At 40.0% G+C, this 24,826-nt stretch carries 22 protein-coding genes and 2 pseudogenes; 12 read left to right on the forward strand and 12 right to left on the reverse strand.

Annotated features, from left to right (window positions below):
• Positions 1 to 2: 2 nt before the first annotated feature.
• A pseudogene (locus tag NYE25_RS05865) lies at positions 3 to 205 on the forward strand (hypothetical protein); the annotation flags it as partial.
• Between the two features lie 64 nt (positions 206 to 269).
• Here the strand turns inward: NYE25_RS05865 and NYE25_RS05870 are convergent.
• A pseudogene (locus tag NYE25_RS05870) lies at positions 270 to 590 on the reverse strand (IS3 family transposase); the annotation flags it as partial.
• 531 nt (positions 591 to 1,121) lie between these two features.
• Here NYE25_RS05870 and NYE25_RS05875 point away from each other — a divergent pair.
• The 11 genes from NYE25_RS05875 to NYE25_RS05930 all read left to right on the forward strand — a co-directional run bounded on the left by NYE25_RS05875 (position 1,122) and on the right by NYE25_RS05930 (position 14,204).
• Positions 1,122 to 2,201 carry a DUF418 domain-containing protein gene (locus NYE25_RS05875; RefSeq protein ID WP_341145391.1) on the forward strand — a complete coding sequence of 360 codons (1,080 nt, stop codon included), beginning with the start codon at positions 1,122 to 1,124 and terminating at the stop codon, positions 2,199 to 2,201.
• A 184-nt stretch (positions 2,202 to 2,385) separates the two neighbouring features.
• Positions 2,386 to 2,844 (forward strand): hypothetical protein, encoded by a 459-nt coding sequence (locus NYE25_RS05880; RefSeq protein WP_341145392.1) that lies wholly within the window; start codon positions 2,386 to 2,388, stop codon positions 2,842 to 2,844.
• Between the two features lie 500 nt (positions 2,845 to 3,344).
• The gene (locus NYE25_RS05890; RefSeq protein ID WP_341145393.1) at positions 3,345 to 5,546 is read left to right on the forward strand and encodes a M1 family metallopeptidase; all 2,202 of its coding nucleotides are present in this window, start codon (positions 3,345 to 3,347) and stop codon (positions 5,544 to 5,546) included.
• Positions 5,547 to 6,125: 579 nt separating this feature from the next.
• Complete coding sequence (locus NYE25_RS05895) at positions 6,126 to 6,521, forward strand: BlaI/MecI/CopY family transcriptional regulator (protein WP_076283655.1); 396 nt, start codon at positions 6,126 to 6,128, stop codon at positions 6,519 to 6,521.
• Positions 6,522 to 6,928: 407 nt separating this feature from the next.
• Positions 6,929 to 7,660, forward strand: a complete 732-nt coding sequence (locus tag NYE25_RS05900; RefSeq protein WP_341145394.1) for a hypothetical protein — start codon at positions 6,929 to 6,931, stop codon at positions 7,658 to 7,660.
• Positions 7,661 to 7,735: 75 nt separating this feature from the next.
• Positions 7,736 to 8,149, forward strand: coding sequence for a BlaI/MecI/CopY family transcriptional regulator (locus NYE25_RS05905; protein WP_341055136.1), 414 nt, complete (start codon positions 7,736 to 7,738; stop codon positions 8,147 to 8,149).
• Positions 8,146 to 10,017, forward strand: coding sequence for a M56 family metallopeptidase (locus NYE25_RS05910; RefSeq protein WP_341145395.1), 1,872 nt, complete (start codon positions 8,146 to 8,148; stop codon positions 10,015 to 10,017). The genes NYE25_RS05905 and NYE25_RS05910 overlap by 4 nt, the downstream gene beginning before the upstream one ends.
• Before the next feature lie 465 nt (positions 10,018 to 10,482).
• On the forward strand, positions 10,483 to 11,061 hold the full coding sequence (locus NYE25_RS05915; protein WP_076298628.1) for a TetR/AcrR family transcriptional regulator: 579 nt from the start codon (positions 10,483 to 10,485) through the stop codon (positions 11,059 to 11,061).
• Positions 11,062 to 11,300: 239 nt separating this feature from the next.
• On the forward strand, positions 11,301 to 11,999 hold the full coding sequence (locus tag NYE25_RS05920; protein ID WP_076298629.1) for an SDR family oxidoreductase: 699 nt from the start codon (positions 11,301 to 11,303) through the stop codon (positions 11,997 to 11,999).
• Between the two features lie 43 nt (positions 12,000 to 12,042).
• On the forward strand, positions 12,043 to 13,125 hold the full coding sequence (locus NYE25_RS05925; RefSeq protein WP_341145396.1) for an alkene reductase: 1,083 nt from the start codon (positions 12,043 to 12,045) through the stop codon (positions 13,123 to 13,125).
• 80 nt (positions 13,126 to 13,205) lie between these two features.
• Complete coding sequence (locus NYE25_RS05930) at positions 13,206 to 14,204, forward strand: NADP-dependent oxidoreductase (protein WP_076298631.1); 999 nt, start codon at positions 13,206 to 13,208, stop codon at positions 14,202 to 14,204.
• Positions 14,205 to 15,140: 936 nt separating this feature from the next.
• On the opposite strand, the gene NYE25_RS05935 is transcribed toward NYE25_RS05930, so the two are convergent.
• The 11 genes from NYE25_RS05935 to NYE25_RS05985 all read right to left on the reverse strand — a co-directional run bounded on the left by NYE25_RS05935 (position 15,141) and on the right by NYE25_RS05985 (position 24,795).
• Positions 15,141 to 15,665, reverse strand: coding sequence for a putative immunity protein (locus tag NYE25_RS05935; protein ID WP_341145397.1), 525 nt, complete (start codon positions 15,663 to 15,665; stop codon positions 15,141 to 15,143).
• A gap of 15 nt (positions 15,666 to 15,680) precedes the next feature.
• Positions 15,681 to 17,558, reverse strand: a complete 1,878-nt coding sequence (gene asnB, locus NYE25_RS05940; protein ID WP_341145398.1) for an asparagine synthase (glutamine-hydrolyzing) — start codon at positions 17,556 to 17,558, stop codon at positions 15,681 to 15,683.
• 171 nt (positions 17,559 to 17,729) lie between these two features.
• Positions 17,730 to 18,911 carry a hypothetical protein gene (locus tag NYE25_RS05945; RefSeq protein ID WP_341145399.1) on the reverse strand — a complete coding sequence of 394 codons (1,182 nt, stop codon included), beginning with the start codon at positions 18,909 to 18,911 and terminating at the stop codon, positions 17,730 to 17,732.
• Between the two features lie 106 nt (positions 18,912 to 19,017).
• Entirely contained in the window at positions 19,018 to 19,956 is a 939-nt protein-coding gene (locus NYE25_RS05950) for an alpha/beta fold hydrolase (RefSeq protein WP_341145400.1), read from the reverse strand.
• A gap of 277 nt (positions 19,957 to 20,233) precedes the next feature.
• On the reverse strand, positions 20,234 to 20,458 hold the full coding sequence (locus NYE25_RS05955) for a DUF896 domain-containing protein (protein ID WP_042188496.1): 225 nt from the start codon (positions 20,456 to 20,458) through the stop codon (positions 20,234 to 20,236).
• Positions 20,459 to 20,520: 62 nt separating this feature from the next.
• On the reverse strand, positions 20,521 to 20,937 hold the full coding sequence (locus NYE25_RS05960) for a MarR family winged helix-turn-helix transcriptional regulator (RefSeq protein WP_339264902.1): 417 nt from the start codon (positions 20,935 to 20,937) through the stop codon (positions 20,521 to 20,523).
• 146 nt (positions 20,938 to 21,083) lie between these two features.
• Complete coding sequence (locus tag NYE25_RS05965; RefSeq protein ID WP_341055151.1) at positions 21,084 to 22,181, reverse strand: HAMP domain-containing sensor histidine kinase; 1,098 nt, start codon at positions 22,179 to 22,181, stop codon at positions 21,084 to 21,086.
• 83 nt (positions 22,182 to 22,264) lie between these two features.
• On the reverse strand, positions 22,265 to 22,903 hold the full coding sequence (locus NYE25_RS05970; RefSeq protein ID WP_341145401.1) for an ABC-2 transporter permease: 639 nt from the start codon (positions 22,901 to 22,903) through the stop codon (positions 22,265 to 22,267).
• Between the two features lie 17 nt (positions 22,904 to 22,920).
• Entirely contained in the window at positions 22,921 to 23,556 is a 636-nt protein-coding gene (locus NYE25_RS05975) for an ABC-2 transporter permease (RefSeq protein ID WP_339795953.1), read from the reverse strand.
• Positions 23,549 to 24,418 (reverse strand): ABC transporter ATP-binding protein, encoded by an 870-nt coding sequence (locus NYE25_RS05980; RefSeq protein ID WP_341145402.1) that lies wholly within the window; start codon positions 24,416 to 24,418, stop codon positions 23,549 to 23,551. The genes NYE25_RS05975 and NYE25_RS05980 overlap by 8 nt, the downstream gene beginning before the upstream one ends.
• Complete coding sequence (locus tag NYE25_RS05985; RefSeq protein ID WP_042188506.1) at positions 24,415 to 24,795, reverse strand: GntR family transcriptional regulator; 381 nt, start codon at positions 24,793 to 24,795, stop codon at positions 24,415 to 24,417. Before NYE25_RS05985 ends, NYE25_RS05980 begins: the two co-directional genes overlap by 4 nt.
• Between the last annotated feature and the right edge of the window lie 31 nt (positions 24,796 to 24,826).

Genomic DNA, 24,826 nt, shown 5'->3' on the forward strand with positions numbered 1-24,826 from the left:
GGCTGTTGCAGATTATGAACCGGCTTGTGGACAAGGGCAGTACAGATATCGTTATCGAGCATAACCTTGACGTCATCAGTCAGGCGGATTGGATTATCGACATGGGGCCTGATGAAGGCAGTAGGGGTGGCCAAATTATATTTGAGGCGAACCTATACATTTCATTTAAGCGAAACATTCTTTCACAGGGAAATATTTAAAATAATCATGGCTTTTCTGATTGAATCAGACTGTTCAAGCACTAAACACTTCCCTTAAAGTTAAACAGGTTATTTAATTAGGCAACTTGTTGGGCCTGAGTTCGGTACTGAACTCAGGCCTTTTAGTTTTGCTTTAATTCGCTTGTTGTAATAATCGATGTAATTTAATAGCTCTTGTTTAAAATGTGCGATACTTTCGAATTCCTTTAAATATAGAAATTCAGATTTAATGATACCAAAGAAGTTCTCGATGACGGCATTGTCGTAGCAGTTACCTTTACGGGACATACTTTGCTTGATGCCGCGTTCTTCAAGAGCATGACGATACTGTTTCATCTGATAGTTCCAGCCTTGGTCAGAATGAATAAGAGATTTATCTTCATCTGATAATCTATCACGATAACTTAGACTATATTTTAAATAACATCTACGCTTAATAGGATGATCTCTGATTCAAAACGCTTCCATTTAGACAAATCTAAGTCTGTTTCCAAAATAATTGCCCCATCCCTTAACTTCAGTTCAATCGTCATTAATTTGAGCTATGCTCCACAACTCCGCTGCATCGTGCTTGTGATCTAGAGGCGTCCTGCATGCCTGTTGTTCAATACAGAAAATCAGGAAAATAGAACATACTTCTTGAAATTTCGAACAAAACAATTGACATTAGGTCAGACCTAGGGTTTATTGTTTAGGTATTCCAAGCCGCATCCCTTAGGAGTGACGCTAACCGGATACTTCACAGGCATTTTGGGTTCTTCGTTCTGAACCATTGAAGTCTATACTTATAGAGGTGCTTTATTTTGGTGTATTAGTTTTATCGGATTAGGATCTCACTCAGTTCACAATGGGAAAAGCTGCTGCTATCTATTGAGCGATGTCATGTCATAAAGCGAAATGTATTAAGGGAGAGGGTGCGGCATGAGTCAAGCGAAAGAGCGGATAACTGCCTTTGATTTTGCAAGAGCATTGGCGATCTTCGGCATGGTAATGGTGAACTATAAGCTAGCGATGCAGGCAGAGAGTGGCGGACCTGCATGGTTGCAAGCGATAGCGGGCCTTTTTGAGGGGAGAGCATCCGCCTTGTTTGTCGTGTTGGCTGGTATTGGGGTGGCATTAATGACCTCGAAAGCCCGTAACTCAATGAGCTGGGAACTCATTCCTCAAATCCGGAACAGCTTGTACAAGAGAGCTGCTTTTCTGTTTATATCTGGCGTGCTTTTATTGCTAATAGGTTGGAGTGCCGATATTTTGCATTATTATGCGGTATTTATGCTTGTAGCTGCAGTCTTGATCACAGTATCCGATAATATAATACTAGTTTTGTTTTCGATAATCCTGGTAGCATCACAGTTGTTTTTAGTCGTATTCGATTACAGCAAGGGATGGGACTCGAGTTTTAAGGAATACATGGGCTTTTGGACGATAGAAGGGTTTACTCGCAATCTGTTATTTAACGGATTTCATCCCATTTTCCCTTGGCTGAGCTTCTTCCTCATCGGCATGTGGATTGGCAGGAAGCGTTGGCTGAATAAGGAAAACCGTTCGAAATTACTAGTATATTCGTTGTCAGGAACGGTTGTTTTTGAATCGATTTCTTTCTTCTTGGTTAAATGGACCTCCCCAGTACTGAGTAAAGAAGCAGCAACTTATCTTTTTGGAACAAAACCGATGCCGCCCACAATGCTGTATGTTTTCTCTGGCATTTGTTCAGCTGTCGCCATCATTGCGATCTGTCTTTATGTGGTCGATAAATTTGAAAATTCCCTTCTGACACAGGCGATGATCCATACAGGACAGTTATCGTTAACCCATTATATCGGGCACGTAGTGATCGGAATTGGTTTTCTTATGACAGTGGGTTATTTGGAAAACGGAAGTCTTTCTTTTGCAATGGCATACGGAACCGTTTATTTCATTATCTCTATTATCTTTTCGAGTCTGTGGAGAAAGTGGATGAAAAGAGGTCCGATTGAGCTGATCATGAGAAAATGGTGCTGAGTGGTGTAAGAGGCTTGAAAAGTAACATGTGACAACTTATTATTCAATGAACGTAGAGGGAAGATGCCGTCCATTGTTATCGTTTTAACTACGCTCCCTTGGACGGTCCAACAGGAGGCTTTTTTAGCAAAGAAGGTACAATGGCCATAGTAGTAAAATGAAGTTAGCGAGGGGGGGAAGAAGTATGTCTTTATTCTCACAAACGATAACTGACTTTTGGCGGACGCAATTTTTGAACGGAGACATCCTCTATACCGATGAAGTCGCTACTGTTGCCATCAACACGAACCTGGATAAAGACAGTCTGGTTATGGCGGTCCTGATGCATGCGATGGCCGATAATGTAGGCCTTTATCAACGACAAGACCTGTCTGAGAAGATCATTCGCCGAAAATTGAATGAAGCGGGAGTCACCCTGCATGGCGGAGATTATCTTTTTTATTTTTCAGAAGCCGATGAGAACGTCTTGCTGCAAGAAAACCTGAAAGGAGACTTTCACTGGTTAACCGAGCAAGATGAGGCGGCTTTCTCCGAGTTCGAATCCTGGCATATATGGAAGCTGAATTATTCCAAATTGTCATTGCGTACCTTTTCCCGTTCCTTTAAATATAGCAGCTCAAATCGATCATCATTTTGTTTATAGAGTTCCGTGTCAGTGAGGCTAAAAGCATTACGTTGGGAGCTTCCATTGGTGAGTGGTTTATCTCTCAATGGGGGATACATCCGCTCATATGGAGTGGAATCATATTCGCTTTGCTTGCTTTCATGTTGATTATGATAAAAATTAAAGCTTTTAGTTCAAGAGCCACATAAGACCCTTTTTTGAAGCCCAACAGGCGCTACTATATCGGCAGCCTGTCGGGCTAGATGTATTGTCAAGCCAAGTGCGGGAGCGGACCTTCTTGGAACGCTGTTTTATCGATTTACCCACTCATCCATGGGCCGTTTTCTATTCTCTCAACAGTCGTGTTAGTGGAATACAATTGTGCAGAGTATCTGTTTTAAAAAACTATAAGTGATTCCTTTTTAAGGTTAATGTAAGGTTCCTTTAAAACTCGTGTAAAGTAAGAGCTTTATACTAGTCTTTGTACATACTCGAAGATCTACGATCATGATTAGGAACTTATCATTAGGAGGAGCAACATGAATAAACTTAAACATTGGAATACTAAACTACCGAAGTGCATGATTGCCGGCAGTCTTGTTGTCGCATTAAGTACAGGCCCTGTTTTCGGGACGGGGATAGCGATGGCGGCGAAACCAACGATTCAGAACGATTCGTTGCTAGAAGCCGATGCGGCTGTTCATCAGCTTGCGCGCTATCAAGTAGACGCAAGGCTTGATGAGAAGAAGATGACAATTCACGGTACAGAAACTGTGACCTATCGAAACAACACGAAGGATACACTGGACAATATTGTATTTCACACCTTTGCAGATGCAAACCGTTCAAAGGAAACACAGTCGGGTATGTTCGAAAATACAAATGAACGAATGGCAAAGGAAAATACGGTTAAGAAACCTGAAGATTTCCTGGGCGGCATAGACATCAACAATGTGAAGTCGTTAGGTCAACCCTTGAAGTTCGATAATACGAATCAGGCACTTAAGGTTGCATTGGGACAAGCATTGCAGCCCGGGCAATCTATCACACTAGAACTTGAATTCGACGTAAAAATTCCTTATGGCTCACAGCGGTTGTCCCATTACAAGAATATCATCAATGGCGCTCATTGGTTCCCTGTGCTTTCGGTCTATAACCCTGCAGATCATACGTGGGACAAAACTCCTTACAGCACTACATTTGAATCCGATTATTATAATTCTGCGGATTATCAGGTAACCATGAATGTACCCGCCGATTACCAGATTTCCATGCCTGGAACACTGACCGTTCAGGATGCCGAAGCAGGCCGCAAGATGGTAACGGCCACTGCGAATAATACGAGAGAATTTGTCTTCTTCACGAGTCCGGATTTTAAAGTAGAAAGTGTTACACGAGATGGTCTGACCATACAATACTATTACTTTGATAATCAGAAAGACAAAAAACAGATTATCGATCAATATATTGATCAAGCGTTTAAAGTCATTAACTTCTTCAGCGAAAAATATGGTAAATATCCTTATCCGGAGTTCAGAATTGTTGAATCGTACGTTGAAGGGGTCGCTGTTGAATATTCGCGAATGATTCAGATGGGCATGATCGAGGGTCAGCCAGATATTTCAAACCATTCAGCATTTGTCCATGAAATTGCGCATCAATGGTTCCACGCATTAATTGGAAATAATTCTGAGAAGGAATCATTTCTAGATGAAGGATTTGCCGATTTCTCTATGGTTTATTTCTATGAGAAACAAGGAAATCCGTTAAATGGATTCAAGGTGATTCAAATGGATGAAGTATCGTTAGATAGTCCGCTTGATGCGACCAATGATAAGGTTGGCGATTCTCCCGACGCCATTTTTTATAAAAAAGGCCGTCAAGCCATCTATGAGTTGTATCGTACGCTTGGCGAAGAGAAGTTTGATGAGTTGATGCAGACATATTTTGACCAGTATGTATACAAGAATGCGACGATCGAAGGACTGCTTCAGGTTGTTGAGAACAAAGCGGGCAAAAAGATCAGAGATGATTGGGAAGCGGATTTACGCCAGCCCAATTATTCTTTGAAGTCTGAATATCGTCTAACAGCGGACGAGGAAGCCGCTTATATGAACGAGCAATTTAAATCAATATACCATTCGGTGTTTGTGCAGTTTCCAGAGGTTCCGTCTGAAACGATGAGCCGAATTATCGATAAAACGTTGCAGGGCGAGCCGCTAACGATTATCTTGAGCGACCGTTTGACATCGGACAAAGCAACAAAACAACAGGATCAACTGCTCAACCAATTTCAAGGCTTCTTCCAAATAGCAGGAATAAAGCCAACGATTATAACGGAACGTCAAGTATTAAAAAACAAGCTTAAGAAGGAGCTAGGGGACAGTAATATCATTGTCATCGGCAAACCGGATGCGAATGGGTTTGTACAAGCCTTGAAGTCCGGCATCATCAAGCGTGCTGATACAGTCGGTTTTAAATGGCAGGAAATCATGAATAAGTCTAATCAATCCGGAGCTTACATTATCAAACATCCGTATAACCAGAATCGTCTCATGTTGCATTATTTTTGGACAGGGGACCAATTGAGTAATCAGACGGAAGATCCATTTATGGCTAAAGCATTGGAATCATTGAATTTTTCAAACCATTTCTATCAATATTATGTTCTGAATAACACAGGTAAGAGCAGCAGCGAACAAAAGATCGAAAATCCGTATGCGAAACTTTTTGCAGAATAATAAATCACAGGCCAGTCTTAGTCCCGAGGGAGCTCCATGGCAGCCAAAACGTAGCGAACTTGGATAATTTCAAGAACACCGGTTAATTTGGGCTTGCTCAAAGTTAACCGGTGTTCTTTTTTATTTTTACGAGCTTTAAAATTGGAGAAAATTCTGTGACTTTTAATTGACACTAAACATAGAGGAATATGTTGAGCAAGAGAATGGAGAAGAGGAGGCTATGTTTTCATGGACAAGCGAGGACAAGATGAGAATATAACCATTAACCTGCATTTGACTGGTTTATCAATTGATAATAACGATTTAAAAATTCAGATGTAATTACTTTAAATATAGAGAAAAAAAGAGAATGTGCCGAACGATTCTTACTTAGCCATTATCCTGAAGCCTTAATAGATTGATAATAGCTCGGCATATATCCAAGATATATCTTAGGTCAAACCTAAAGGTCAAGATATCGATCGGCAAAACTTTATTTTTAGAATGAAACACAATGCAGGTTGACAAGATCAGACCACAATTGTACTATTTAAGTGTGACTACAGATGTAGTCATAACTTGATTTTGGAGGGTTTAGGCATGACAAAAATACCACCCATCACGGATGCGGAGCTCGAGGTGATGCGCGTATTATGGGCCAGTCCGAATTGTCCTTCCAGCCAGGTCGTCAAGCAATTGGCGGAACAAGTGGGGTGGAGCCCGAATACGACAAGGACGCTCCTGAACCGTTTAGTGCAGAAAGAAGCGGCGGGAACAACACAGGAAGAGGGATCCAAACGGAACTTTTTGTTCTATCCACTCATCAGCGAACAAGAATATTTGAAGTCGGAGACTAAATCGTTCATGAAGAAACTGTATGGCGGCGCCTTGAAACCCATGCTCGCTAATTTTTTGCAGGATAAGAAGCTGAACGAGAAAGAAATTGATGACTTGAAAGCTTTGTTTGACGAGAGTCGCAACAACGATGATCGATAAGAAAATTGATAAAGGTAGAACCATTTAGCCTAACGTCGAACCGCCGCGTAAATCGCGGTTTTTTTATTAGTATAATTCCACAAAATTACTCAGCATACAATTGAGACGATGCAACAACCCCTAATTAAAAACCAATTTATGTAAAGACCGACATCGCCGATTTAATCTTCCATGATCTAGGACTGCTTCCAACGCCAGGTACGCCGGAACCGGAACCTTGGGGTGGAAAAAACAGCAATAACGAATCCATCGTACGATCAAACTGCTCTCCGGAGGAGTTTTTTTATTTCATGGATACTCGAAAAGGATCCGATAAAATAGTGTTGACAATTTATAACTACAACTGTAGTATTAAATTATAACTACACGTGTAGTTTTAAAAAAGATTAAAGGAAGGAGTTTTTCACATGAAAGCAGCATCAAAATTAGCTATCGCAACCCTCAGCAGTGTTCTACTATTGGGTTCATCGATGAACCTTGTGGTAGACGCGGCTTCTTCCAAGTCAGCCCAGAAGTCGACGGCTAAAAAAGCAGCCGACCTAGCTCCAACGGCAGCGGAAAAAAAGGTGATTGACGCAGAAATTAAGAGAGTGAAGGATTTGACCGCTAAGACTGGAGATACCTACGTCATGTATTATAAGTACAAGGCACTCAACAGCGGACTTGATCTTAACTACTGGGGGCTGACGAAGGAATACTTTTCCTTTGAAGAATATCTCCAGAAAGCATCAACCTTAAAAGGCGTTGTCTTGCAAAAGCCCTCCAACCTGCCAGAAGGTTACACTTTCTCCAAAGCGAGAATCGGAGGACCCTTGGGAGGCAAGTTCATCGATGATTTAAGAGCCGAAGGGAAGAAGAGCGGCAAACCGGTCTTCACGAAAAAAATGGACTGGAAAGAAGCAGACGATATTCGCCTGGAATACACGAACGGGGAAGATACGCTTGCGATTACGAAGTTTGTGGTGGATGCGAAGGAAGGGAAGAAGAAAGGTTATTTTGACGATAACCTTCCGGCAAACATTTTCCCAAAATACATTTATTGGCAAGATGGCGGCAAATTCGGATACAGCCTTTCAACTTCATCCGATATCACCCGAGAACAGAAGATTGAAATTCTAAAAGCAGCGGTCAAGAAGTGATAGGTTGCCTCGAGCATGCGCAGCAGTTCGTCCATCCTATGCATTCTGCGCAAGTTAGATTTGGAGGTTATATATATGAACCGAATACCATCCATAACGGATGCAGAGCTCGAAATTGTGCGGGTATTGTGGCTAAATCCAGATTGCTATTCTAGTGAAGTTGTTCAACAAATGACGGATCGAATGGGCTGGAGCCCGAATACGACCCGAACGCTTCTTAGCCGACTGGTACAGAAGGAAGCGGCGGGCGTGAAGCTGGTGCAGAGTTCGAGGCGTATGCAATTATTTTATCCTCGGTTCAGCGAGCAAGAATATCAGCGCTCCGAGACTACTTCCTTCATGGAGAAGATGTATGGTGGTTCCATTATGCCGATGTTGGCTAATTTCCTCCAAGATAAGAAGCTGAATACGCAGGAAATTGAGGATTTGAAGACGTTATTCGACAATAACGGTAGAATTGGGGAACTAGAAAAGAGAGAATCTGAATGAGTACAAGCTTATACGAAACTGTCGTGTCATTCTTCGGCTGGGTGATCCAGGGATCGTTCATGGCAGGCATTCTGGTCATGCTGATCTTGATTCTGCAATTCTTATTCAATAACAAACTGGAAGCCAGATGGAGATATTTGCTCTGGATACCCGTGGCGATCCGCTTGCTGCTTCCTTGGGCACCAGAGTCTTCTCTTAGCCTTTATAATGTATTGTCTCTGGAATCCTTCATGCCTGGCATTCACCAGCAAATGCAAGATCCATCGATAAGTGCAAGCGAGACAGGAGAACTAGTAAAGGGTTCCGTGGCGGAGAAACATGGAATTGTCGTTGGGATAACGGAATTAACCGCAACCACGGATACATCGGGAAGCAAGCCGGAGAGCCATTTCTTGTGGAATGAAATTACATCCATGGGCTTTGTTCCAGTCTTGGTACTGATCTGGCTTACGGGTGTACTGCTTCTCGTCGCGAAAACCATATACGATCAGCTGCGATTGCAACATGCCCTGCGCGCTGGTAGCCGTGTAGAAACGCCTTTGTTATTGGCCTTGTTCCATGATACACGGCAGCAGCTCGGCGTGAAGCGCAAAGTTGAATTTGTTTCCAGCGAGCGTATTCCCGGTCCGGCCGTCGTTGGGTTTTGTAAGCCGACAGTCGTCATCTCTCCAAGTCTACTGATGTCGCTGCATGAAGGACAGCTTCAGTATATTTTGGCGCATGAATTCGCTCATGTCCGTCGTAGGGATGTAGCCGTGAATTGGATCATGCACTTGATTTTGATTCTTCATTGGTTCAACCCACTTGTATGGCTTGCAGTGAACAGAGCGCGACAAGATCAAGAGATGGCCTGTGATGCCTTCGTGCTGGATCGGATGAGACCACAGCAAAATAATGCGTATGGGCAGACGATCATCCAAGTGTTGGAACATTTCTCGGGAGACCATCGACTGCCGGGACTTGCCGGCCTATCTGCGACACATAAACAAATGAAAAGGAGACTTATCATGATCAAACAATTCAATAAAAAATCATATCGCCTTTCTATCTTAGGGATGACAATCATTCTCGCGCTTGGCAGCGTGACGCTGGTCAATGCCAAGGAAAAAGATGATGGGAACGCAACGTTAGCTGTTTCGGTACAATCAGAAGCTGGGGATCGTCAATTAGATATCACCTATCCTGAGGAATTCAATGGGTCTAAGGTAGACCGTGCGTTGTATAAGCAAGAAATGGATAAAATGAATAAACTAGCGGCGGATGCAGCTAAGGCACTTCCTGCAGAGGATAAAAAATATATCGACGATGAAATCAATCGCGTGAAGGAATTGGTTAAAGAGACGGGTGACACGTATGTCATCTATCATAAATATAAAGCGTTGAACAGCGGACTTAATCTTAGCTATTGGGGGCTGACGAAGGAATATGCTTCCTTTGATGAATATCATCAGAAAGCATCAACCTTAAAAGGCGCTATCTTGCAAGAGCCTTCCAACCTGCCAGAAGGCTACACTTTCTCCAAAGCGAGAATCGGAGGACCCTTGGGAGGCAAGTTCATCGATGATTTGAGAGCTGAAGGGAAGAAGAGCGGCAAACCGGTCTTCACGAAAAAAATGGACTGGAAAGAAGCAGACGATATTCGCCTGGAATACACGAACGGGAAAGATACGCTTGCGATTACGAAGTATACTGTGGACGCCGATGGAAGCAAGAATAATGGATTTTTTGACGATGATTTACCGGCAAATGTTTTCCCAAAATACGTTTTTTGGCAAGATGGCGGTAAATTTGGATATAGCATTTCAACCTCATCGGATCTATCACGACAAGAGAAGATCGAAATTCTGAAAGCTGCAGTTAAAAAATAACATCTCAAGGCAGGCGCCCATATCACCCTATAACTAGGGTCGATATGGGTTTTTTATGTTGGAACAATTGATATAAGTGAATGATTATCTTAGTAAATTGCTTATCATATAAAAAGTGAGGTGAGTGATGGGCAGTGGACGGCAACACTGCGATTTGCTTCGATGGATGAAGTTACGAACTATTACTGTCCAATGACACAAAAGTGCCTACATTGTGGTTTATTGACTTAAAGTTACCTACATAGTCGCGCTATGATGATTTATGCACTAAGAAATGTCCTGTATGAAAAGTCTAAGATAAATAAAAGGAACAGGGAAGGGATCCGCTCGGAGGTAAGTCACCACAGACCAGTCGGAAGGAGTAAAGAAGAAAGCTAAGAGATCACATCGTTAACTGTGATTAGAAAATCTATTCTTTACTGATCGTTCTCAATATGTTACATTTACTATTAGGGAGGGAATCGAATGGCAAGAAGCAAAGAATTCGAAGAGAACGAAGTATTAGATAAGGCAATGAAGCTTTTTTGGGAACAGGGTTACGAGAAGACATCTTTGACAGATCTTGTAGAGCATATGGGAGTTCATCGAAGAAGTTTATATGACACATTTGGCGACAAGCATACGCTGTTTTTGAAAGCCATGGACCGTTTTCGCGATAAGGTGAATGCTGAGCTTACGAGGGAAGTTAAACGTTCCAAGACTGCAACTGAGGCACTTCAGCTTATCTTTAGTTTCATAATAAATGGTGAAGAAGATTCGCCCTCAGGCTGTTTGATGGTGAATTCAGCGGTGGAATTAGCAATGCGCGATGCCAATGTGGATTTGAAGTCCACTGAATCGTTCACATTATCAGAGAAGCTGCTCAAAGATATTATTTTGTGGGGGCAGCAGGATGAAGAATTTAGCTTGGATTACAATGCCGACGATCTAGCGGAACATCTGCATTCTGTTTGTGTGGGGTTAAGGGTAATGACAAGGACCTCCGTACCTAAAGAAAAATTACATCGAATAGCCGATTTATCAATTAAACTTTTACATAAGTAATTATTATTTAAATATAATTGCTTATGCATATTCTAGAATGATTGTTCTCATAACTGAGTATTGTCTCGTTTATAGATCTCTTTAAACGATCCTTCTTGTATATTTTTTAGAATGATCGTTCTCAAAATATGTTTCTTTCCTTGCTTTAGTTTTCTTTCATGAATGATCTATTCTTGTGTACATTTTAGAATGATCATTCCCATATAGTAGTTAATAGATGAATAAAAGGAGTAAATAAAATGATAATTTCTGAACAAGTGGCATTTGTAACTGGAGCAAACCGAGGTTTTGGCCGCCATCTCACCCTTGAACTTCTATCCAGAGGGGCTAAGGTTTATGCAGGTGCAAGAAATCCGGAAACCATTGATATTCCAGGCGTTATACCTGTAAAGCTTGATATTACCAACACTCAAGAAGTTGAAGCAGCTGCTATCCTGGCTAAGGACGTTACGCTTTTAATCAACAATGCAGGATCATCTACTGGCGCTTCTTTGCTGGAAGGTGATGTGGACAAAATACAGTTGGAGTTTGATACGCACTTCTTCGGTACGCTATACATGGTTCGTGCTTTTGCACCGATCATTGAGAAAAACGGGGGAGGATCGGTTTTAAATATTCTTTCCGCATTATCTTGGTTTAGTTCCGGAACTGCGGGTGCTTATACAGCCGCGAAGGCTGCAGCATGGGCATTGACGAACGATTTACGTATAAACTTGTATCCACATAATGTGAGAGTAGCAGGATTACATGTTGGCTTTATGGAGACAGACATGACATCCAGCTTAGAAGTTCCCAAAGTAAGCCCTGCAGATATCGCAAAAATAGCTATTGATGGCATAGAATCTGGCAGTTTTGAAATTATTGCTGATGATAACAGCCGAATGATACAAGGTGGACTTGCAGGTGGCGTTCCTGCACTGTACCCTCATCTTTCTTAATAACAATTTCATTTCTAACTTAATTTATAGAGGAGACTACAAAATGAACAAATTGTGGAGTAATACGAAAATTGGAAATATGGAATTACCTCATCGATTAGCAATGGCACCTATGACACGTAGTAGAGCACAAAAGGACGGCACACCGGGAGAACTAAGCTCCCTTTATTATGTTCAGAGAGCATCAATGGGATTAATTATTAGTGAAGGTACACAACCTTCTGATGATGGACAAGGTTATTTAAATTCACCTGGCATCTATACTGAAAAGCAAATAGAAGGTTGGAAAAAGGTTACCGATGCATTACATGAAGCAGGGGGCTTTATGTATATACAATTAATGCATGTGGGCCGTATATCGCACCCCGACAATACTCCGCATCATCGACAAGCAGTTGCACCTTCAGCGATCGCACCTGGTGTAGAAATGTTTACTGATAAAGGAATGCAGGAAATACCCGTTCCACGAGAGCTAAGCGAAGAAGATATTCAAAATACTATTGCAGACTTTCGAAAAGCAGCTGCAGCAGCTATTAAAGCAGGTGCTGATGGGGTTGAAATTCATGGAGCCAACGGTTATCTAATTAATCAATTTATTGGTGAGAATTCTAATAAACGAATCGATAAATACGGTGGATCTGTGGAGAATCGTGCTCGTTTTGCAATCGAAGTAACAAAAGCAGTAGTTGAAGAAATTGGAGCAGAAAGAACCGGTTTCCGGATTTCACCAGGAACACCTCTTGGTGGGATTGATGAAGGCGCACAAGGACCAGAGGTTTATCGCCATCTTGTAAAAGAATTAGCTAAGTTTAATTTAGCATACCTCCATGTTATGCATTTAGGGAATGAAATACTGCTCCGTGAAATTCGTTCAATTTGGTCAAATCCATTATTGGTCAATCGAGCAGGGCGGGCACTTGAAGATATTAGTGTAGATATTGATAGTGGTACTGCTGATGTGGTGCCAGTCGGTATCTGGTCTTTAGCTAATCCGGATTTTGTGGAACGTCTAAAAAAAGGAACACCTTTAAATGAAGTTGATCCTAAAACATTATACGCTGGTAACGGAAGCTTAGGTTATACAGACTACCCTATAATGGAAGAATTAAAGGCTCAACAGCAATAAGAATAAGTGAAACCACAAATGGCGTACAACTGAAAATTGTACGCCATAAGATTTGCAAATGGAAAGGAAGCTGGCATAACATGAAAGCTGCTCAAATACAGAAATACTCAAAAGAAATTCATTTGGAAATAAACAATGTTAAAATACCGAAAATCGATAATCGTGAGGTACTCGTTAAAGTAGAAGCTGCAGGTGTAAATCCTTTAGATATTCTTATTTTAAATGGCAGTATCCGAATGATTGCTGATTATGATTTCCCATTAACATTAGGCAATGAACTTTCTGGTGTTATAGAAGCATGTGGTAAAGATGTTGTTGATTTTCAGGTTGGTAACCGAGTTTATACGAGGTTGCCGGTGAATAAAATAGGAGCTTTCGCTGAATATGTGGCGGTCAAAGATGAAGCTATATTTAAAATGCCTAAAAATCTATCCTTTATTGAAGCAGCTGCGGTCCCACTTACTGCTTTAACAGCTTATCAAGCATTGAAAGAAGTGCTCAACGCTCAGCCTAATGCAAAACTATTTATTCCTGGCGGAACTGGCGGATTCGGTGCTATGGCAATCCCTATTGCTAAAGCAATGGGGTTATACGTTATTACAAGTGGCAGTGAAAGAGGTCGATCACGTGTACTGTCGATTGGAGCAGATGAATTTATAAATTATAAGGAGGAAAACTATGCTGAGGTTCTATCCAATATAGATTATGTTATAGACACCTTGGGTACAAACGAAATAAAAAGGGAACTTGATATTTTAAAACCTCAAGGAAAATTAGTATCATTGAAGGCTTTACCAAATTATCGCTTTGCCGTTGAAAATAATCTTCCAATGTGGAAAAAAATGTTGTTTGCTTTAGTAGGTGCACGTTTAGACCGTTTAGCAGCAAGAGATAAAAAAGAATATCACTTTTTATTTGTGCAAGCCAATGGAAGACAGCTACAAGAGATTACTAGCCTTATTGAAAATGACAATATTAAACCTTCAATTGATTCTACTTACAAATTTGATGATATTAATAAGGCGCTACAACAAGTTTCTACTGGTCACTCACAAGGCAAAGTTATTATAACTTTCTAAGGGAGAGAGCGAATCTAGCCGACTGTCTGTGACCGAGAAGAAGACTACTTCGTTTCACTCTGCATACGGTTTGATGAACCGCTGAGACGTGCTTGGTAGTTTGCTCAGCAGCAACCTCGTCCATTTCAAGAGATGGCGGATTCGAATGGGGGAGAACAAAACAAGGTTACCCAGCGAATTGGATCCCAATCAGCCACAACCTTTACTAGACGAGAGTACGGCTCGGACCCTAAAATCTAGCGTGTAACGGTTCGTAAAAAATTCCATCGAGGGATTGACTCGTACTTGTATCTCGAAGATAAATTGACTGAATTAGAACAACATTAAAGAACCGCTACATAAGAGAATATCCATTAAGAAATGCGTGATATGTTAGATAGGGTTTTTCCTGGCAAAATCATGATTTCTAAATACCGAAGGCTATTACCTAATGGAGATAGTCTTTTTGATTGAAGAAAATTTTTTTTGATGATAGATTTTTTGTTATCATTATAGGGAAGGTGACATTTATATTTATGTAGGTAACTTTTTGTCATTGTACAACATCCTAGATGTAAACAGGGCTTATTCCAACTCAAAGACATATGTACAAAATACGGGTTTTGTGAGGAAGTAGTATATAAATTAATGGAGTAAGCCAATTTAAACCATACTAATGCCAATTAGCTGTCCATAATTGATATCTATACAATATTCAAAATTGTTCATACTAGCTTCCCTTTCATGAACAATTGAATCTCTTTTTAGATATTGATTTGTCTCTAACGAGTATTAAACTTTAAAGTGTATCAGAATCTCGGATTAAACTTTGTGTAGTTATATTTATATGTTTATTGTTGATTGCTCTTTACGTACCTCTTAAATAAAAAAGCTAATTATTACCATTAATTAACTTATATCAGTATCTTCATACCGTTCAGTCTTATAGCTTCAATTTTAAAACATTTCTTTAGCTATCCTTAATTGTCTTTCCCGTTCTTTAGTGGCAGACTCGGCCACTGAGGAATTATTGGATATGTTTACCATTTTAACAGCATAGTCACTGCTTACCATAGCATGTCCTCTCATATGTCCAGTTGCAATGGCTTGTGCAAAAGAACGAGCAGCATACTTACTTGCTTCGCTTGTGGACTCTTTCGCTAATTCATTGACTATGAATCCAACTTTTCTTAAGTCAAAGGCTCTGATACCACCAGATATACGTTTTTCTAGCGTTTCTATCCCTAAATCAATTCGCGGGTCATTTATAAGATGTTGATCCAGATGATCCAGGTGTTCAACAGCAACGCTCAAAGCCCATTTGGCCAGGAACTTCTGCGGTAATTTTTCAAGTGTCTCTTCAAGTTGATTTCTTAATTCAATATTGTCTACAATCTTTATCTTAGGACTACTGTAAGTAAATTCGTTAATTGATTTTATTTGCTGCTCATGTTTATTCCAAGCATATTCCCCAATGTTCAAACGATCTCTCCCCCATTACAGCACGGCACTCTTTAATTGTTTCAGATCTTCTTTCATAAAAAGCGTATACCACACTGAAAAAATGTAAATTAGCCAGATTCTACGCGAATAATCACCTTTATTACTCCGATGCTGGATAAACATTTCTTCGATGATATTCATATTGAATATTTCTTCAATACCACTATAGCGTATTTGCTCAAACATTATATCTGAAATCGGGGTCTTAAGCCAATCACGAATCGGTACGGGAAATCCTAATTTCGGGCGATTCACAATAGCATCAGGAACAATTCCTTCCATAGCTTTACGCAAAGCGAGTTTTGTTGTATTTTTGCCAATTCTATTGGAGACTGGAATTTTACTAGCCGTTTCAAAAACCTCTTTATCTAAAAATGGGACTCTTAATTCCAATGAATGTGCCATAGACAGCTTATCTGCTTTTGACAAAATATCGCCAGGCAACCAAAAATTCATATCAATAAACTGCATTCTTGTCGTAGGATCTAGGTGTACTGTCTTATCATAAAAAGGCTTAACGATATCCGATGGATGTAAAAAGCTATTTTGAGCGTGTACCGACTCATGGAGCAAGTTCATCTTTCCGCTTTTGTTAAAGATATTAGCATTACCGAAAAAGCGTTCCTCTAAAGGTGTCAGCCCCCGAAGTAAATAGTTTTTTCCATAAAAATGATATGGATATATAGACAATGATTTTCGTAACGAATCCTTTATGAAATTGGGCATCCATGTGATGGGTCTTAGTGCATCTGGCTCTCTATAGATCCGATATCCTCCGAATAATTCATCAGCGCCTTCCCCCGATAGGACAACCGTGACATGATCTTTTGCAAGCTGATTGAGATGATAAAGAGCGACGGCGGAAGGATCCGCGACAGGCTCATCTAGATGCCATACTGTTTTCGGAATACTATCAAAAAAGTCTTCTGTAGATAAAATGTGAAAATAATGATCCGTTCCCAGTTTAGCTGCCGTTTGATTTGCAATGATGGTTTCATTGTTTACCCCTTCAAATCCTATCGAAAAGGTCTTTGTGGATTCTTCTGCTTTCATCATTGCAGCTATAGCTGTGGAGTCAATTCCACTGGACAAAAAACACCCTCTATTCACATCACTTTGTAAATGAAGGTTTACAGACTCTTTCAATTTCCACTGAATTTCTTCCGCATAGTCTGCTAAAGATCGTTTTACTGGATGAAAATGGGGTTCCCAATATTTCTCGATCTTCATTTCACCTTTAGCGTTAACAAATACTCGCTCTGCAGGTCCTAATTTATGAATATGTTCAAACATCGTATCGGGTTGCGGCACATACTGAAAAGTTAAGTAGCTAAATAAACTTTGATACTGAAGCTTTCTTGGTACTCCGTGAACTGCAAGAATGCTTTTAATTTCCGAAGCAAATAAAAGGTTATTCTCATCTTTGTAATAATAAAAAGGCTTGATGCCAAAATGATCTCTGGCAGCAAAAAGCGTCTGTTCCTTAACATCCCAAATCGCAAAACTAAACATTCCTCGTAAATGATGGACACAGTCCTTACCGTATTCCTCATATAAATGCACAATGACTTCTGTATCTGATTGCGTTTGAAAGTGATGTCCCTTTAACTTAAGCTGATCTCGTAGTGTTTTATAATTATAGATTTCACCATTAAAAACAATCCAAAGGGAACGATCTTCATTCGTCATCGGTTGATTTCCATCACGTAAATCTATAACGGATAACCTACGAAAACCGAGCCCAATTTGAGAATCGAGCCATACGCCTTCATGATTAGGACCTCGGTGATTCATTGCACCTGTCATTTGTTTTAAGGTTTCCTCTTGCGGGGGTTGTCCATTACATTTTAAGATTCCTGCTATTCCGCACATGCTATTGTAGTCCTTCCTATAGTAAAGATTAGGATATAGAGTGCCCACAATTGCGTTGATCAATCATCTTTTTTTAGAATCACGCAGGTGAATCGTACTTTAATCCATAATAAAACGCCGAATAATTCACTATATGAATCGTTCGACGTGTTTGGATAAGGCTATATAAAGTTACTGTTCGCCAATAAGCTGCTTAACGATCTTCGCCCCCTGTTTGCGTAAGGCATCGTAATCGTATACTTCTTTAATTTCACCTAACTGGCTTTCAATAGTAGTTAGATCATTCATTTTGAAATAGTTACTCAAAATCTCGTACGGTGTCATTCCTGGTTTCTTCCCAGGTACATCTTCTATCGCTTCTTTCCATGGTATGTTTGCCTTATCCATCGTTAGCTCCAAAGCAGCCCCAGTTTCATAACGGATACTTCTTTCTAAGAAAGAAGGTGACTCCGCTTGTCCGTTAGCAATAAAATCATATGCTTGCATAAATGTCACATGGTAAGGCTCCTGCTTGGTGGCCAGCACCATTAAATTACCACCAGTTAACTTACTATAACGATATTCCAAATACCTTGCAGAACCTTCGATAGCCTCTGTCTTCGTCTCGCCAATTAATTGCGGCCATTTATAGTATCTGTAATTTCGTACAACTGTCCAATCATGTAAATACTGTTGAACGAGTTCAGGATTGCTTTCAGCCATTGCTTGATCCAACAGCTTGAATTCGATACCCATCAATGCGTAATTTTCTTCATTTACAGGATAGTTATCGATATGCTCAGCACCATTCGCATCATACGTCCAGTCTTTTTGTTTGAAGATATGAAACCCTTCGTGCAATAAAAAAGAAGAAAAATCAAAATACAGCGCGGGATCGCTAAACATTTTGGGATAATACTTAAAATACATTGTTTCCATACCTTTCAGATTTAGCGTTCCAAAATTAGCTGGAAACCATGCTGAGAGGGTTGTCGGTGAAAAACGACTGATCCGATATACCTTCGGTAAGCCCATCGACTCAGGCAGACTGATTTCTTGAGCAAAAATCCCTTTCTTCATAGGCACATTCACGGCAAACCCTTCGCTACGAAACAGACCGCTATCCTTAGTCGTTCGTACCAGTAACAAGGGTTTGGAGTCAAATCGATAATCCTTATTCCAGAGCTGATCACTGGATTGCTCAAAATGGTTATACAACTCGGATAACTCTGTCAGCATCCGCCGATCGGTTTCAGGCAAGGATTCAAACGTAGTACGGTAGGTCTTATTTAATAAAATCGATACCATGCATATTCCAACTATTGCTGCCAATATCGTTAATAGAATGTTTCTTTTTCTATTTCTTTTGCTCATGATTTACCTCGCTGTTTATCTCTTGTTATATGAGTAGTATGATATAAGCTAAAAAAAACGTCAAATGATTCACTATATGAATCGTTCGACGTTTTCTTATTCACTCTTATTTTATCTCACTCATGAAGTTTCTGAAGTTCTCCACGATTTCTTTCGATCGGGTATGGTGTAAATAATGATCGCCTTCAAACATCATCATCTTCCCATGTAAGGAATCTTTGATCTGCTCTTCGTGTAAAGCTGCCCAACCCTCTACATCCGAATTATCTTTTACTAAGAAGAACATCACGGGAAGTTCTTTAGGGAACTTTAAGTTTTCTGCGTCTTTGAAGTTGCTTGAGAAATGATCTGCTTCGTTGATGATATTTGGATTCATCATATTTTTAAGCGAAAGCATTCTATTTTGCTCTTTCGTTTTAGCATCAACATCGGGTGCAATGATTTGATCAGGCGAGAGTTTAACCAGCAATCTGTAGAAACCTGATTGTTTAAGTGATTTTAAGGCTGCTGTTGGAAGTTCATCGCCGGCTCCTTGTGCCGGAACACTGCTGTCGATCCCTACGAATGCACTAACTTCGTTTTTGTATTTGTTTACATAGTCTAGAGCATAAATTCCGGATATGGAGTGTCCCATCAGAATATAACGGTCTATATTTAATTGTTGTAAACTTTCATGTAACTCACTCACTATATTTTCAGTACTTCGTTCTTTTTCGGTGATATCACTTAATCCATAGCCAAATGGCTCAATCACAACCACTTTGTAAAATGGAGATAACTTGTCTACAAGCGGCTTAAAATCAATACCCGGCGCTGCAGTTCCATATCCTGGTAATAATACTACCGTCTCTTCACCATTTCCATGAATCGTGACGTTCATGTTTTTTCCATCTACAGGTACAAGCTGACCATAGGGTTCAATTTTTCCTTTCTCGATTTTGTTGCAGATCACATTAACAGTAAAAACAATGGCTAGAAAAAGCGCTATGGCTATGACTATAACTCCTATTGCTTTCAGTAAAAAGAAAAATGTCTTTTTCATCATGTAATTCCCGCTCCCCACATATTTATATCTTCTCTTCTGTCCATTTCATTCTAACAATCCAGTCTTAGATCCTGTGAAACACAAGTTTAAGTGAACCTTAACTTTCAGCATCAGCTAACAAAATCAAATTAAGCTTCCGTTAAGATAACTTTTATAAATATGATTCCACTTTCGTCCATTTGATATCATAAAAAAACACCTTTAGATATTCGCTGATTAGCCCATAAGACCATTCAACGATATTCTAAAGGTGTAAATTCACTTCATTAGCTGAATATTAGTTCAAAGTTTCTTTACGCGATAAACGAATTTTTTCAGGCGTAACATCATTTCCCTCAGGATCTACAATCGTTACTCCCGATAGACTGTTACGAACTTGTCCACGAATTTCACGTAGATAATCTTCACGCAAAGCGATCTGTTCCACCCATTCACTTTTTGTCAGACCTTCTTCACGTTCTTTCCTGGCTAGTTCATTAATACGAGTCAAACTGGTAATCATCTATGTTCCTCTTTTCTAAGTTTTGATTAGCTTGCTAATGGATGTGGTGAGTAATGCCAGATTCAAGATAAATTATCCGCCATCTGTTTCATAAGCCTTCTTAATAATAAACGTTCTTCGGGTAAAATTCCTGTTAATAATTTATCCAGTTGCTTATTCCATATACGTTCCACAGGTTCACAAAGATTACGTCCGGCTGGAGTTAGATACACTCGGCTTACTCTGCCATCTTCAGGATCTCTTTTTCGAACAACAAACCCATGACTCTCAAGTGACTTCACCATATTCGTAATAGTTGGAGGCTCACAATTCAGACTTTCGCTTAACTGGATCTGTGTCATTCCATCTGATCTCCATAACCGGCATAATAACTGTTCTTGGCCCACATGAAGATTAAATTCTCTAAGCAATGCTGCATAATCTCTACGCATTTCCGCTGAAATTCTATCCAGTAGTTCTCTTATCTCATCTTCAATCACAGCTTTTTCCCCCGAACCACCTTACAAATTAATTAGCATGCTAATTATATCATGTTTTTAAGAGGATTTCAAAGGTGGACGATTTTTAGATATCACCCACCAACGAATCCTCTTTAGGTTGGTACTTCATCGTATAGAAATGGTCTTCAATTACTGTTTCTCGGGAGTCTCACTTCAAAGATTGTCCGCACCACACTGCTTTGCGCAGATACGGCTCCATTATGCTGCTCTACTATATTTTTAGTAATAAACAAGCCAAGTCCCGTACTTCCTGTTGGATGTGTTCGTGCACGATCACCCGTGTAAAACATATCAAAAATTCGTGGCAGCTCTTCCGGCTCAATACAATTTCCATAGTTAATTACTTCAACGACTACCTCGTTAGCGTCTAAGTAACCGTGAATATCAATAAATTGACCATCGTTTCCGTATCGGGCCGCATTCGTAAGAAGGTTCTCAAATACACGTGCTAACAATTCCCCGTCACCGTATATTATCAGAGGTTGTGTCATATCCAATCTGGAGGATAGGCCATTTTTCTCAAAGACTGGATATAATTCTTCATTTAATTGTAAGAGAAGCTCACTGAGATCAATCGAGGATTTCTCAAGCTTAAGCTTGCCGTAATTCATTCTTGTAATTTCAAACAGCTCATCAATCAATTTTTCTAAACGTTGAGATTTAGTATAAGCAATCGTCGTGTAATGCCTGGTCTGTTCAGGGGTTAATTGATTATCTTTCAAAATAAAATCCAAATAGCCGATAACCGAGGTTAAGGGTGTACGCAAATCATGCGCCAGGTTCAACACGAGTTGATCTTTACTGCTCTCGGCAATGTCTCCCCGCTCAATGGCTTCTTGCATATTCTCAATGGCTAGATTGAGATCATGACCAATCATCCCAAATTCATCTTTGGAGGGTATATCTACTCGTTCGGAGAAATCACCTGACGCTAGTTGATGAATCCCCTTTGATATTTCTTTGAAGTATTTTGCATACGGCTTAGTGAATAAGAAGAAAAATAGAATGGCTAGTGGTATAAAGATAATTAAAAATGTATTCACATCTCCAATATCTCTTATTACATAGCGAACTTTGGTTAGTGGATTCTCAAACTTCACCTCAGAGTGATAATATCGCTGGAGCGCCTTATAGATTAAAAAGGTTATCCCACCGGATACTAGCATACTGGCCATCAGCAGCATAATCATTTTTGTACGAAAACTATAAATCATTTTAGGCATTGGATGTATACCCTTCCCCTACAGTATTTATCTTTGTAGTGATAATGGTATATGAATTCAATCTAAATCTCAAATTATTAGTATCACAGATCCTTTTTTTCAAAAATCCGCAATGAAATAAGATAAGAACAACTGAGTAAGAACACGTAAGCCAGTCCTAGTATCATATAAGGAATAAAGCTAGACTTCACGCCAAAACTCTGCCAGTTCTCTAATTCAGGAAACCATTGAAGCAAGCTACCAATCACATTCGGACCAACCATTAAAATCATCATAAAAACGAGATTAACCACTTGCGTTCCTTTAGCCCCTAGCCAGTAATGAATCGGTAAATAAAGCATAGCGAGGAGCGGGAAAATAGATATCGCAATACCAACCTCTTGCCAGAAATGAGGGGTCACCTCTTTACCTGTCATAATAATCAAGAGATAGGTAAAAGCAGTTGCTGCCAGCCCAACAAGCGCATACGGAAGGATTGAGAAGTATTTAGCGCGGACAAGCTCTTGTCTCCGCACAGGGAGATTAACGAGAAACCGTTGCGTCATCTGCTGAGTATCCATAGAACAGGAGCTAATCAACAACAGCATGGGTGGCATTACCGTAAATAAACTGAAGCTATGATAGTTCGAGTAAGCTATAAAAATAAAGAAAGGGATGAGCAACATCAGAAATTTACGCAAAAGAATGAAGTCTTTTTGAATAAGATACAATGAATGATACACTATAATTCCTCCTTAGCTTATAACTCTTCCCTGCTAAACATTCGTAGTGAAATCTTATATGAGAAGTACAAGATGAATAGATAAACGATCCCTATCAAAGCTGTCTGTACCAGATGATCCTGCAGCTTTAAGTGGGTTATTGTTAAGAAAAAAGATGAATTGTTGAGTGAAGATCCAGCACTTATCGTGGTTATCGTTACAACTACATTAAAAAGGATATTAAAGTGATAGTTCTTGTTACCAAGCCAATAATGAATCGGCAGATAAATAGACGCAGTCAAAGGAATCATAAATAACGTTAAAGATACCCCTATCCAATACACTGGGCTAATGGAATATCCAAATGAAAAGGAAATTAGAAACAAAGCTAAAGAGCAAACCAAACCGATGAAACTATAAGGGATCAGTGATAAGTATTTAGCCAAGACAATCTCTTGCCGACTTACTGGCAGTCCTAAAACAAACTTTGTGTTGTTATTCTGTGCATCCATTGAACAGGAGTATACGAGCAATAGTAAAGATTGAAATGTAGCAAACATACTGGAGCTATCCAATTGTACATATGCGACAAACAAAATACTCAAGAGAAATAAAGGAATGAAATTCCCCAGGAGAATAAAGTCTTTCCGAATCAACAGCAAGAGATTAGACATACAAAGCGTTTCTCTTTACCGTAAAATACATGATTTCTTCCAGGGTAGGTATTTCGCATATCGCTTGATCTCTAAAATATCGCGCCTCCTCAGAATTGTGGTTAAGAAGCCCCTCAAAACCAAGTGCTGTCTCTTTAATCCCAATAAAACACTTCCGCACATCCCGATCAAGCAACTCCTTGTTGCCTTTTACCAGCATATATTTATTAGGTAGAGATTCTTTCATCTCATTAAATACTAGTCGCCCCTCATTTACAAAAACAATATAATCCGCTATCCGGTCTAAATCAGTCGTGTTATGCGTGGAGAAAAGAATAGATTTCTTCTCATCCTGTATATGCTCACTAAGCAGATCAAGCAGTTCTCTTCGGAATATGGGATCAAGACCCGCAGTAGGTTCGTCCATGATGAGCAGGTCTGCACCGTGTGATAAAGCAATGGCGAGCGAATACTTCATTTTCATCCCTTTGGAGAGCTCCTTAATCTTTTTCCGCGGGGAAAGCTTAAACATCTCTATGTATTTCCTATAAGTCTCTTTATCCCACTGACTATAAAAGGGAGCAATCATCTTACTCATCTGATCGATGGTTAATTGCTCGTAAAAGTGATTCTCATCGGAAACATACCCAATTCGCTCTTTGTACTTTGCATTCTTTACGGTTGTTTCTTTGCCGAAAATCTCGATACTTCCTTGGTCGGGTTGTACCATACCCATCATCATTTTAATTAATGTTGTTTTCCCTGCCCCATTGGGTCCTATTAACCCCGTAATATATCCTTCCTTGATACCGAACGTAAGTTCGCATAGGCTAAAATGGCCATATTTTTTAGATATTTGATTCAATTGAATGACATCGTTCATTCTGTCTCCTCCTCATACAGCAATTTCAACATCTCACTGAACTCAGCAAAATCAATCCCTAACATTTTACTCTCGTCGATAATCTCCTTCATTTTGTTCTCCATGATCCGTAACCGTTGTTCACGAATAAACTCCTGATCCGCACCAGAAACAAAAGAGCCTTTTCCCACAATGGAATTGATAAGCCCTTCTCTCTCCAGTTCTTCGTAAGCTCGTTTTGTTGTAATTACGCTAATCTGCAGCTCTTTAGCTAACAGTCGAATAGAAGGTAAAGGCGTACCTGAGACTAACTCTCCTTGCAGGATCATCTGGCGGATCTGACTTACAATCTGTGCATAGATGGGCTCACCGGAAGTGTTGGATATCAATATGTTCATGAACTCGTGCCCTCACTCCTAGTTTATGTGT

The organism is Paenibacillus sp. FSL E2-8871 (assembly GCF_038000345.1).
Lineage (GTDB): Bacteria > Bacillota > Bacilli > Paenibacillales > Paenibacillaceae > Paenibacillus_AQ.